The organism is Pseudomonas sp. SAS7, from assembly GCF_052112345.1.
Classification (GTDB): domain Bacteria; phylum Pseudomonadota; class Gammaproteobacteria; order Pseudomonadales; family Pseudomonadaceae; genus Aquipseudomonas; species Aquipseudomonas putida_Q.
The window spans coordinates 121,883-134,018 of the sequence record NZ_JBEGGO010000010.1 but is presented as its reverse complement, the minus strand read 5'-3'; the positions used below and the strand labels follow the sequence as shown (position 1 = coordinate 134,018).

The window sequence follows — 12,136 nt, the reverse complement described above, 5'->3', positions numbered from 1 at the left end:
AGCCCCCGATGCAAACGCAGATGCTGATCAATGGCCAGTTGGTCGCTGGCCAAGGCCCGGCCTGGACCGTGCTCAACCCGGCGCTGGGAACCGCCCTGGCGCAGATCAACGAAGCCACCGAGGCCCAGGTGGACAGCGCCGTGCGCGCCGCCGACCAGGCCTTCGACAGCTGGTCGCAAACCAGCCCCAAGGACCGCTCGCAAACCTTGCTTGCACTGGCGGATGCCATCGAAGCCCATGGCGATGAACTGGCCCGGCTAGAATCGCAGAACTGCGGCAAGCCCCTGAGCGCCGCGCTGAACGACGAAATCCCGGCGATTGCCGACGTGTTCCGCTATTTTGCCGGCGCGGCACGCTGCCTGGGCGGCTTGGCCGCGGGCGAGTACCTACCGGGCCACACCTCGATGATCCGCCGCGACCCATTGGGTGTGGTTGCCTCCATCGCACCGTGGAACTACCCATTGATGATGCTGGCGTGGAAGATCGCCCCGGCCCTGGCAGCCGGCAACACGGTGGTGATCAAACCCTCCGAACTGACCCCGCTGACCGCTTTGCGGCTGGGTGAACTTGCCCAGGATCTGCTGCCACCGGGCGTGCTGAACATTCTGTTTGGCCGCGGCCAGACCGTCGGCAACCCGCTGGTCAACCATCCCAAGGTGCGCATGGTGTCGCTGACAGGCTCCATCCCCACGGGTGCGCACATCATCAGCGCCACCGCCGACAGCGTGAAACGCATGCACATGGAGCTGGGTGGCAAGGCCCCGGTGCTGGTGTTCGACGACGCCGACATCGACGCTGCCATCGACGGCATCCGTACCTTTGGCTTCTACAACGCCGGCCAGGACTGCACCGCAGCCTGCCGCCTGTACGTGCAGGACGGCATCTACGAGCGCTTTGTCGAGCGCCTGGGTGAAGCCGTCGCCAGCCTCAAACCGGGCCTGCAGGAGGCCGAGGACACCGAGCTGGGGCCGCTGATCAGTGCCCAGCATCGCGACAAGGTCGCCGGGCTGGTGGAGCGGGCCATCGCCCAACCGCATATTCGCCTGGTGACGGGTGGCAAGGCGATTGATGGCGATGGTTTCTACTTCGAACCGACCGTCCTGGCCGACGCACTGCAGGACGACGAGATCGTGCGCAACGAAGTGTTCGGCCCGGTGGTATCGGTCACGCGCTTCAATGACGAAGCCCAGGCGCTGGAATGGGCCAACGACTCCAACTACGGCCTGGCCTCATCGGTCTGGACCCGCGACACCGGCCGCGCCCATCGCCTGGCGGCGCGCTTGCAGTACGGCTGCACCTGGGTGAATACCCACTTCATGCTGGTCAGCGAAATGCCCCATGGCGGGCAGAAGCATTCGGGGTATGGGAAGGATATGTCGATGTATGGGCTGGAGGACTACACCTGCGTGCGGCATGTGATGATCAAGCATTAAGTGCTCACGCTGACCGAGGGTGCTGACTGCCCCTCGGTCAAAATCTCAGAAATTTCCTTCAACCGAGATCGACTCCCTCCTACTGCTCATCCATTGAACCTTCGCGAGTGGTATCATAATTTGATACCATGAATAATTATCAGAAAGCCACACTTGAAGCAGTACTGAAAAGGCCGGTTCCCAGGACTCTGGAATGGGCGCGAGTGGAGTCACTGTTGATATCGCTGGGTGCCAGGATCATTGAAGGAAGAGGGTCACGGGTTCGTTTCGAACTCAATGGAGCGGTGGCAACCTTCCACCGCCCTCATCCAGACAAGCACGCCAAGCCCTATCAACTACGAGACACCCGCCAGTTCCTTGAGCAGGCAGGAGTATTACCATGAATGTAATGACCTACCGCGGCTACGCCGCTCGTATCGAATACAGCGACGAAGACCAGTTGCTGATCGGCCATGTCGCAGGTATTCGCGACGTGATCGGTTTTCATGGCGAATCGATCAGTGAGTTGCGTCAAGCATTTGAAGAGGCCGTTGACGATTATCTTGAGACGTGTGAACGCCTCGGGCGGGAGCCGCAGAAAACGTACTCCGGCAAGCTTAGCCTACGCCTTGAGCCTACCCTCCACGCCAGTGTGGCGGCCAAGGCAGAGCTGGCGGAAAAGAGCATCAACCAATGGGTCAGCGATATCCTCAGCAAGGCTGCCTATAACTGATTCGAGCTGCCGACACGGTGATTGTAGGGGCGGCCTTGCGTCGCGAACGGGCTGCGAAGCGGCCCCAGCATTGTCAGCGGCGGAGCTGAAAATCTGGGGGCGCTTCGCAGCCCATCGCGACACAAGGCCGCTCCCACAAGGACCGCGCATGCCTTCGGTAAAGGGTTGGGTCAGTCGCGCAGATCGGACTCGTGAATCGGGTTGGCGCGGCTGGTCGCGCGTTGGTATTGCGCAGGCCAGGTGGCCTTGTTGCCGCCCAGGTCGTCGTCGGCGTGCAGTGGCCAGTACGGGTCACGCAACAGCTCGCGGGCGAGGAAGATGAGGTCGGCCTGGCCGGTGCGCAGGATGTGCTCGGCCTGGGCCGGTTCGGTGATCATGCCCACGGTGCCGGTGGCAATTTCCGATTCCTTGCGCACGCGTTCGGCGAAGCGGGTCTGGTAGCCGGGGCCGGTGGGGATCTCGGCGTTTACCGAGGTGCCCCCAGAGGATACATCGATCAGGTCCACGCCCAACCCTCGCAGGCGACGGGCCAGTTCGACGGTTTCATCCGGGTTCCAGCCGTCCTCCACCCAATCGGTTGCCGATACCCGCACCAACAGCGGCAACTCGGCAGGCCACACCTTGCGCACGGCCTCGACCACCTGCAGGGTCAGGCGGATGCGGTTTTCGAAACAACTGCCGTACTCGTCGCGGCGCTGGTTGCTTAACGGTGACAGGAACTGGTGCAACAGGTAGCCATGGGCAGCATGGATTTCCACCACCTTGAAACCGGCCTTCAAGGCGCGCTCGGTCGAGGCGACGAACGCCGCGATCACATCCTGGATCTCGTCCGGGGTCAGCTCATGTGGCGGTGTGTGTTGCGGGTCGAACGCGATCTTCGATGGGCCTACTGGCTGCCAGCCTCCCTCTTCGAGCTTCACACTGCCCTGTTTGCCCAACCATGGGCGATAGGTACTGGCCTTGCGCCCGGCGTGCGCCAACTGTATGCCCGGCACGGCGCCCTGGGCAGTGATGAAACGGGTGATGCGTTGCAGCGGCGCGATCTGGGCGTCGTCCCACAGGCCCAGGTCTTCGGCGGTGATGCGGCCATCGGCGGTAACTGCCACGGCTTCCGTGATCACCAGACCGGCGCCACCCACAGCGCGGCTGCCCAAATGGACAAGGTGCCAGTCGTTGGCCAAGCCATCGATGGCGGAATACTGGCACATCGGCGATACAGCGATGCGGTTGGGCAAGGTCAGCTGACGCAGGGTGTAAGGCTCGAGCAGCAGGCTCATGAGGGCACCTCCCAAGGACTCCAATGGTGATCCGGCCCGGACACTCAATTGCACGTCCCTGGCCCAGGTCCGGTCATAACTTCAGACTAGACCAGAATGGGTGGGGGGGAGGTTCCATGGGATTTTGGGTGGGGTGCGGGTGTCAGGCTCGAAAGTGATGGCGCCGGTGAGATCGAGCGCCGCGCGGGCGGCGCTCGATTTCCGCCACACCAAACAAATCAAGGCAAGCCCAGCGAGCCCGTCAGCGCGGCTCCATGTGGGCAATCATCAACTGCACACTTTCGTTGCCACGAAACTCGTTCACATCCAGCTTGTACGCCAGTTCGACCCAGCGCACGGTCGGGTTCGGCCACACTTCGCGGTCGACGCCAAAGGCAATGCCATCCAGGCGCACCGCACCACACTCGCTCTTGAGCACCACCTTCAGGTGCCGCTCGCCCACCACGCGCTGCTCCACCAGCTGGAACACGCCGTGGAACAGCGGCTCGGGGAAATGCTGGCCCCAAGGCCCGGCATGGCGCAGGGCCTTGGCCAGGTCGAGGTGGAATTCCTCCACGGCCAGGCTGCCATCGGACAACAGCCGGCCTGTCAGGTCTTCCTCACGCAGCTGGCGCCGCACTTCTTCGTCGAACGCCTCGGCAAAGGCCGGGAAATTACCCTCGGGCAACGATAAGCCCGCAGCCATGGCGTGGCCACCGAACTTGCTGATCAGCTGCGGGTGACGCGCCGCCACGGCATCCAGTGCATCGCGGATGTGGAAGCCTGGTACCGAGCGCGCCGAACCTTTGAGCATGCCCTCGCCGGCATCCGCGAACGCGATGGTTGGCCGGTGATAACGCTCTTTAAGGCGCGAAGCCAGAATACCGATCACACCCTGGTGCCAATCGGCATCGAACAGGCACAGTCCATACGGCATCGACTCGACCGGCAGGTCCTTGAGCTGGGCCAGGGCCTCGCGCTGCATGCCCTGCTCGATGGACTTTCGGTCCTGGTTAAGCTCGTCCAGCTGCTGGGCCATGTCCTGGGCCAGCGTCGCGTCTTCACACAGCAGGCATTCGATGCCCAGGCTCATGTCGTCCAAGCGGCCGGCGGCGTTCAGCCGGGGGCCGAGGATGAAACCGAGGTCAGTCGAGGTGATTCGCCGGTGATCGCGGCGGGCCACTTCGAGAATCGCCTTCAGCCCTGGCCGGGCGCGACCGGCGCGGATGCGCTCAAGGCCCTGGTGCACAAGGATGCGGTTGTTGGCGTCCAGCGGCACCACGTCGGCGACGCTGCCCAACGCGACCAGGTCGAGCAGTTCGCCGATGTTGGGCTGTGGTTGCGTCTCGTAGCGCCCCAGGCTGCGCAGGCGCGCACGCAGGGCCATCAGCACATAGAAGATCACCCCTACCCCGGCCAGCGCCTTGCTCGGGAACGTACAGCCCGGCTGGTTGGGGTTGATGATGGCGTCGGCCTCGGGCAGTTGCTGGCCCGGCAGGTGGTGGTCGGTGACCAGCACCTTGAGCCCGGCGGCCTTGGCTGCCGCCACACCCTCGACGCTGGAAATGCCGTTGTCCACGGTAATCAGGAGTTGCGGTTGACGCTGCAGCGCCACCTCGACGATTTCCGGGGTCAGGCCATAGCCGTATTCGAAGCGGTTGGGTACCAGGTAATCGACATGGGCCGCACCCAGCAGGCGCAAGCCCAGCACCCCGACGGTGCTGGCGGTGGCACCATCGGCGTCGAAATCGCCAACGATCAGAATGCGCTGGCGCTGGTCCAGCGCCTCGACCAGCAGGTCGACACCGGCCTCGATGCCCTTGAGTTGCTGGTACGGCAGCAGGCGCGCCAGGCTTTTGTCCAGTTCGGCCTCGCACTGCACGCCGCGCGCGGCGTACAGGCGGGTCAACAAGGGTGGCAGGTTACCCAGAAATGGCAGGGTCGGCGGCAGGGGGCGAGGTTCGATGCGCATGGGTCGCTTCAGCCACGCTCACCGAGCAGCCACTGCAGTTGCACTTCGTGCTGGCCACGGTCATCGGTCACGAACACCGTACCTTCACTGATCATCACGTCCCACTTGATGCTGCGCGGCATGTCGGTAGCCAGCGTCTCCAGCACCTCCTGAGGCACGGCAGCGATGTTCAGGTTTTTCAGGTTCTTGACCGCGCCCACCACCTTGCCTTCCCACACGCGCAGGCTGCCATAGGCCAGCAGGCTGGTGCGTTCGGTGCGCCGCGAGCACCAGGTCAGGCGGTCGGCGTCCGGCTGGCCAACTTCAATCCAGTGCAACACGCGATCATCCAGGCTCTTTTCCCACAGTGCCGGCTCATCGACATCCGACAGACCGCGGCCAAACGACAAGTTCTCGTTGTACCAGAGCGCGTACGCCAACAGACGAACCGCCATACGCTCTTCGGTTTCCGAAGGGTGGCGAGCAATGGTCTGCTTGACGCTTTCGTAGACATTGCGGTCAAGGTCGGTCAGATTCAATTCGAACTTGTAGGTGGTGGACGGCTGGGCCATGGTCGACGGGCTTCGTGCAAAAGAAAAGTGGCACAGTCTAACCCATCCGCTCCCTCCATGCGCCGCAGCAGTACCCGGCGAAACCGACGTGTGATAAAACCACGGCTCTGCCCAGCTGCCACGGATGCCCCATGTCGACGCCCAGCAAACCCCTCGCCGGCCTCAAAGTTGTCGAACTCGGCACCCTGATTGCCGGGCCGTTCGCCTCGCGCATCTGCGCCGAATTCGGCGCCGAGGTGATCAAGGTCGAATCCCCCGACGGCGGCGACCCGTTGCGCAAGTGGCGCAAGCTGTATGAGGGCACTTCGCTGTGGTGGTTCGTGCAGGCGCGCAACAAGCAATCGCTCACCCTCAACCTCAAGCACCCCGAAGGCCTCGAGATTCTGAAGCGCCTGCTGGCCGACGCCGACATCCTGATCGAGAACTTCCGCCCGGGCGTGCTGGAAAAACTCGGCCTGGGCTGGGATGTGCTGCATGCGCTTAACCCGCGCCTGGTGATGGTGCGCCTCTCGGGCTTTGGCCAGACCGGGCCGATGAAAGACCAACCGGGGTTCGGCGCGGTGGGCGAGTCGATGGGCGGTTTGCGCTACATCACCGGCTTCGACGACCGCCCGCCGGTGCGCACGGGCATTTCCATCGGTGACTCGATTGCCGCCCTGTGGGGGGTGATCGGCGCGCTGATGGCGCTGCGCCACCGTGAGGTCAATGGCGGCCAGGGCCAGGTGGTGGATGTGGCGCTGTACGAGGCGATCTTCGCCATGATGGAAAGCATGGTCCCGGAGTTCGATGTGTTCGGTTTTATCCGCGAGCGCACCGGCAACATCATGCCGGGTATCACCCCCTCCTCCATCCACACCAGCGCCGACGGCAAGCACGTGCAGATCGGCGCCAACGGCGATGCGATCTTCAAGCGCTTCATGCAGGCCATCGGCCGTGCCGACCTGGCAGACGACCCGGCCCTGGCCAGCAACGATGGCCGCGACCTGCGCCGTGACGAGCTGTACGGGGTGATCGACCGCTGGGCCAACAGCCTGCCTCTTGAGCAACTGATGCAGGTACTGACCACGGCCGAAGTACCGGCCAGCCGTATCTATTCGGCCGAGGACATGTTCAATGACCCGCAGTACCTGGCGCGGGAAATGTTCCTGCAGGCCAAGCTGCCGGACGGCAAGCCGTTCCGCATGCCGGGCATCGTGCCGAAGCTGTCGGATACGCCTGGCTCTACCGAATGGGTAGGCCCGGCGCTGGGCGAACACACCGACGCACTGCTCACCGGGCTGGGCTACGACGCGGCGGCCATTGCCGGCCTGCGCGAAGCCGGCGCGGTCTGACGCCTGACGCCGCCCTCGCCCATGCGCACTGCCAGCTGGTTACGCCACCTGATCCTGTTGAGCGGGCTACTGCCTGCATTGCTGCTGCAGCCTGTCAGTGCCAAGGAACGCATCTTCTGGCTGGTGCGTGACCTGCCGCCGTTCACCATTTTTGCTGGCCCGGAAAAAGGCCAAGGGGTGATCGACCAGCTGTTGCCGCTGCTGATCGGGCAGATGCCCGAATACGACCACAGCATCGTGCGGGTCAACCGCGCCCGCGGCATCCAGATGCTGCAAGACCGCAACAGCTTCACCTGCGACCCGACCCTGTTATGGACCCCGGAACGTGCCGAATATGTGCGTTTTTCCAGGTCATCACTGGGCGTGCTCAGCGGTGGCCTGGTGCTGCGCAAGGAAAACCAGGCGCTGGTGGCGCCGTACCTCAACGGTCAGCAGGTAGACCTGCATGGCCTGCTGAGCAACGACTCGCTGAAGCTGGGGATTGTTGCCGAGCGCAGCTACGGCACCCAGATCGACGCCATCCTGCGCCAGTTGCCCGACAGCGTGCTCAGCCGCCACTACGGCAACGATGCCACCGCCAACCTGCTACAGATGCAACAACTGGGGCGCCTGCGCATGGTGCTCGGCTACTGGCCGGAGGTGCGCTATCTGATCCAGCAGCAAGGAGGCTTACTGGCGGATTACCAGTTTCATCCGGTGCAGGGAGTAGAGCGCTACCAGTTTCTACATGTGGGTTGCTCGGACAGCCCTCTGGGGCGCGAAGCGATCGCGGATATCGATCGGCTGTTACCTGCACTGCGCCGGGATGTTTTGCCGGCGTTGTATGCGCGCTGGCTGGACCCGGCGTTGCAGGAAGACTATCTGGAAGACAGCAAGCGCTTCTTCGAAGGCCAATAAGCCAACCGACATACACGGTCGCTGTAGGAGCAGCCTTGTGCTGCGAAGAGGCCCTCATGACAAACGACATTCTCAAGCTGCACTGGCCCTTTCGCAGCACAAGGCTGCTCCTACAGGGAAATGTGCCTGCGCAGAAAAAAGAAACCCCGGACGCTGGGGAGGACGCCCGGGGCCAAGCGAAAGCCGATTGAGGCTTCCCGAGGCAGCCTTGCCAGCGCCGGAGCAAAGCTCTGGCTGGCTACCCTCACACTGTCTGATAAACCACTCAGGCAAAGGTTCCCCTTGGTTGCTGACGCTGCTGCAGCGCCGCGATCACACAGGGCTGCAACCGCCCTTCGGCAATCTGCAAGTCACGGTGCAGGCCATCTACCAGATCGATCAACAGGCGTTGCTCCTGCAACTGACGCTCGCTCACCGTGCGCCGCAGGGTAATGCCGGCAACGGGGTCGTGAAGGGTCAATTGGCGATCACCGCTGGCATCAGCGATGCCGAGCTGAGCCTGATAGGGAGTCAGGGCGTCGTTGAGCAGTTTGCAGATTCTTTCCATCCGGTTCACTCGCTGCGTGGTGGGATATAAAGGAACTGACCAACAGGCGCAGCGCAAAGTTCGTTGTCCGCGGCTGTTTCAGTGAGCATGCGGGGCAGACGTGACAGTTTTAGTATGCCGCCACGGGCGCACGTGCAGCGCTTGCAAGGCACGCTGCAGGCGCGTGGACGAAAGCGGCCAGGGGAGTTCGGCGAGTACCCACAGGCCCCGCTTTCTCGCCTCCTGGGCAAGGTTCTGGTGCTTGGGGGTAGCCTGGCCGACGAACAGCAACGCGCGTGATCGATGCTGCCGAGCGAGCAAAGAAAGGCCGGCCCGGGTTGGCATGGCATGGTCGAGAATCAGCAGGTCGGGGCGACGTTCAGCGGCCAGGCAAGCGTCCAGGTCGCTGGCGTTTGCGCTGATGCGCACGTTGAACATGCCTTGGGCATTGAGGGCCTGGTGCAGGAGGATCTGGTGGGACGGGCGAGCCTGATGGATCAACACGTAGGGCTGGTGCATATGCCGCTCCAGGTGGGAGGACCGGCTAATTTAGGCTTGGCGCTGGACGGGTCGAATAGGAAATTTCTGAAGGTTCAAGGGAAAGGGCTGACATGTGGGGCCGCTTAGGGGCCCCACATGGCAACGTGCTTACAACGGTTTGCCGCGGTTGCCGTGCTGGCTGACAAAGCCCTGCACTGCTTTCAGGTCATTGGCCAGCACCGTGCAACGCTCTTCACGGCTGAACAGGTCACTGAGGTGCGCCGGCAGCTCCAGCGCCTTGCCCACACCCGCCTTTTCCACCGCTTCCGGGAACTTGACCGGGTGCGCGGTACCCAGCACCACCATCGGCGTGTCCAGGCTACGGCGGCACTCGCGTGCAGCCTTGACGCCAATCGCGGTGTGCGGGTCGAGCACTTCACCGGTGGCAGCGAAGACTTCGGCAATGGTCTCGCAGGTCTGCTCGTCGCTGACGGCCAGCGAATCGAACAGTTTGCGGGCCTCGGTCCAGCGGCCTTGCTCGACGCTGAAGCCGCCACCTTGCTTGAAGTTGTCCATCAGCTCGGCAATGGCGGCGCCGTTGCGGCCGTGCAGGTCGAACAGCAGGCGCTCGAAGTTGGACGAGACCATGATGTCCATCGACGGCGACAGGGTGGCGTGCAGGGTGTCCTTGACGTACTGGTTGCCGCTCATGAAGCGGTGCAGGATGTCGTTGCGGTTGGTGGCGACGACCAGCTGGCTGATCGGCAGGCCCATGTTGCGCGCCAGGTAACCGGCGAAGATGTCGCCGAAGTTGCCGGTTGGTACCGAGAACGCCACCGAACGTGCCGGGCCGCCCAGCTGCAGGGCTGCGTGGAAGTAGTAGACGATCTGGGCCATGATGCGCGCCCAGTTGATCGAGTTGACTGCCACCAGGCGGGTGCCCTTGAGGAACGACTGGTCGGCGAAGCTGGCCTTGACCATTTCCTGGCAGTCATCGAAGTTGCCTTCGATGGCGATGTTGTGGATGTTGTCGCCGAAGATGGTGGTCATCTGCCGGCGTTGCACTTCCGACACGCGCTGGTGCGGGTGCAGGATGAAGATGTCGACGTTGTCGCAACGGCGGCAGCCTTCAATGGCGGCAGAACCGGTGTCACCACTGGTGGCACCGATGATCACCACGCGCTCGTTACGCTTGGCCAGCACATGGTCGAGCAGGCGGCCGAGCAGTTGCAGGGCGAAGTCCTTGAACGCCAAGGTTGGGCCGTGGAACAGCTCCAGCACCCACTCGTTGCTGTTCAGCTGACGCAGCGGGGCTACCGCAGCGTGGGCGAACTCGCCGTAGGTTTCTTCGAGGATCTTCTTGAAGTCGGCGTCGGCGATGCTGCCTTCAACGAACGGGCGCATCACGCGGAAGGCCAGCTCGTGGTATGGCAGGCCAGCCCAGGAAGCGATTTCTTCCTGGGTGAAGCGTGGCAGGTTTTCTGGCACGTACAGGCCGCCGTCACTGGCCAGGCCAGCCAGCAGCACGTCTTCGAAATTCAGGGCCGGTGCCTGGCCGCGGGTACTGATATAGCGCATGGGTGCAAACCTTCGATGCTGGGGCCGGGGCCGCGCTGGCGGCCCGACGGCAATAATTTTGTCAGTTGAGCTGTTCGACGCGGATACGCACGACCTTGCCGATCACGTCCTGCAGGGCTTCCAGGGCGACGATGGCGTCGTTGATGCTCTGTTCGACCACACCATGGGTCAGAAGGATCATCGGCACCAGGCCGTCCTGCTCCTCGGCTTCCTTCTGCATGATCGACTCGATGTTGATGCCACGCTCCGACAGGATGCTGGCCACCTGGGCCAGTACGCCCGGGTGATCCTTGGCCTGGATGCGCAGGTAGTAGGCGCTTTCGCAGGCTTCGATCGGCAGGATCGGGTGGGCCGACAGCGAGTCTGGCTGGAAGGCCAGGTGCGGTACGCGGTTTTCCGGGTCGGAGGTCATGGCACGGACCACGTCGACCAGGTCGCCAACCACCGACGAAGCAGTAGGCTCCATGCCGGCGCCCGCACCGTAGTACAGGGTGGAACCGGCGGCGTCACCGTTGACCATGACGGCGTTCATCACGCCGTTGACGTTGGCGATCAGGCGGTCGGCCGGGATCAGCGTCGGGTGCACGCGCAGCTCGATGCCTTCGGCGGTGCGACGCGCCACGCCCAGGTGCTTGATGCGGTAGCCCAGGGCCTCGGCATAGTTCACGTCAGCAGTGGTCAGTTGGGTGATGCCTTCGGTGTAGGCCTTGTCGAACTGCAGCGGAATGCCAAAAGCGATGGACGCCAGGATGGTCAGCTTGTGCGCGGCGTCGATGCCTTCGACGTCGAAGGTCGGGTCGGCTTCGGCGTAACCCAGCGCCTGGGCTTCGGCCAGCACGTCCGGGAAGGCACGGCCCTTTTCACGCATTTCGGTGAGGATGAAGTTACCAGTGCCGTTGATGATGCCGGCCAGCCAGTTGATGCGGTTGGCCGACAGGCCTTCGCGGATGGCCTTGATCACCGGGATGCCACCGGCCACGGCCGCTTCGAAGGCGACGATCACGCCCTTCTCGCGGGCCTTGGCAAAGATTTCGTTACCGTGCACGGCAATCAGCGCCTTGTTGGCAGTGACCACATGCTTGCCGTTTTCGATGGCCTTGAGCACCAGGTCGCGGGCGATGGTGTAGCCACCGATCAGCTCGACGACGATATCGATCTCCGGGTTGCTCGCAACTTCGAACACGTCAGCGGTAATGGGGGTACCGGTAATCTGGCAGTTCGGGTTCTGCGAGCGCATGGCGATCTGTGCCACTTCAATACCGCGCCCGGCACGGCGGGCAATCTCCTCGGCGTTGCGCTGAAGTACATTGAAGGTTCCGCCACCGACGGTCCCCAACCCACAGATGCCTACTTTGACCGGTTTCACTGTGAACTCCCCATTGAACGGCCGACACCTTCGC

At 63.3% G+C, this 12,136-nt stretch carries 12 protein-coding genes; 5 read left to right on the top strand and 7 right to left on the bottom strand.

Going from position 1 to position 12,136, the window contains the following annotated elements:
- Window positions 1–8 precede the first annotated feature (8 nt).
- From ABI582_RS17590 to ABI582_RS17580, 3 genes are all read left to right on the top strand, one after another.
- Window positions 9–1,433 (top strand): gamma-aminobutyraldehyde dehydrogenase, encoded by a 1,425-nt coding sequence (locus ABI582_RS17590; RefSeq protein ID WP_338746264.1) that lies wholly within the window; start codon window positions 9–11, stop codon window positions 1,431–1,433.
- Window positions 1,434–1,561: 128 nt separating this feature from the next.
- Window positions 1,562–1,816, top strand: a complete 255-nt coding sequence (locus ABI582_RS17585) for a type II toxin-antitoxin system HicA family toxin (protein ID WP_241799647.1) — start codon at window positions 1,562–1,564, stop codon at window positions 1,814–1,816.
- Window positions 1,813–2,145 carry a type II toxin-antitoxin system HicB family antitoxin gene (locus ABI582_RS17580; protein WP_043203391.1) on the top strand — a complete coding sequence of 111 codons (333 nt, stop codon included), beginning with the start codon at window positions 1,813–1,815 and terminating at the stop codon, window positions 2,143–2,145. The genes ABI582_RS17585 and ABI582_RS17580 overlap by 4 nt, the downstream gene beginning before the upstream one ends.
- 170 nt (window positions 2,146–2,315) lie before the next feature.
- On the opposite strand, the gene ABI582_RS17575 is transcribed toward ABI582_RS17580, so the two are convergent.
- From ABI582_RS17575 to ABI582_RS17565, 3 genes are all read right to left on the bottom strand, one after another.
- On the bottom strand, window positions 2,316–3,422 hold the full coding sequence (locus tag ABI582_RS17575; RefSeq protein ID WP_442119830.1) for an NADH:flavin oxidoreductase/NADH oxidase: 1,107 nt from the start codon (window positions 3,420–3,422) through the stop codon (window positions 2,316–2,318).
- A gap of 241 nt (window positions 3,423–3,663) precedes the next feature.
- The gene (gene recJ, locus ABI582_RS17570) at window positions 3,664–5,373 is read right to left on the bottom strand and encodes a single-stranded-DNA-specific exonuclease RecJ (protein ID WP_442119829.1); all 1,710 of its coding nucleotides are present in this window, start codon (window positions 5,371–5,373) and stop codon (window positions 3,664–3,666) included.
- Window positions 5,374–5,381: 8 nt separating this feature from the next.
- Window positions 5,382–5,924, bottom strand: coding sequence for a YaeQ family protein (locus ABI582_RS17565; protein WP_016485154.1), 543 nt, complete (start codon window positions 5,922–5,924; stop codon window positions 5,382–5,384).
- A gap of 131 nt (window positions 5,925–6,055) precedes the next feature.
- Between ABI582_RS17565 and ABI582_RS17560 the strand changes: the two genes are divergently transcribed.
- Entirely contained in the window at window positions 6,056–7,255 is a 1,200-nt protein-coding gene (locus tag ABI582_RS17560) for a CaiB/BaiF CoA transferase family protein (RefSeq protein ID WP_338746262.1), read from the top strand.
- Between the two features lie 21 nt (window positions 7,256–7,276).
- Complete coding sequence (locus ABI582_RS17555; protein ID WP_442119828.1) at window positions 7,277–8,152, top strand: TIGR02285 family protein; 876 nt, start codon at window positions 7,277–7,279, stop codon at window positions 8,150–8,152.
- Window positions 8,153–8,417: 265 nt separating this feature from the next.
- On the opposite strand, the gene ABI582_RS17550 is transcribed toward ABI582_RS17555, so the two are convergent.
- The 4 genes from ABI582_RS17550 to ABI582_RS17535 form a co-directional block, all read right to left on the bottom strand.
- A complete protein-coding gene (locus ABI582_RS17550; protein ID WP_442119827.1) occupies window positions 8,418–8,699 on the bottom strand; it encodes a DUF3509 domain-containing protein in 282 nt (93 codons plus the stop codon).
- A gap of 78 nt (window positions 8,700–8,777) precedes the next feature.
- Window positions 8,778–9,197, bottom strand: a complete 420-nt coding sequence (locus ABI582_RS17545; protein WP_442119826.1) for a histidine kinase — start codon at window positions 9,195–9,197, stop codon at window positions 8,778–8,780.
- A 129-nt stretch (window positions 9,198–9,326) separates the two neighbouring features.
- Window positions 9,327–10,736, bottom strand: coding sequence for a threonine synthase (thrC, locus tag ABI582_RS17540; RefSeq protein ID WP_442119825.1), 1,410 nt, complete (start codon window positions 10,734–10,736; stop codon window positions 9,327–9,329).
- Between the two features lie 61 nt (window positions 10,737–10,797).
- Complete coding sequence (locus tag ABI582_RS17535) at window positions 10,798–12,102, bottom strand: homoserine dehydrogenase (protein ID WP_019473612.1); 1,305 nt, start codon at window positions 12,100–12,102, stop codon at window positions 10,798–10,800.
- Between the last annotated feature and the right edge of the window lie 34 nt (window positions 12,103–12,136).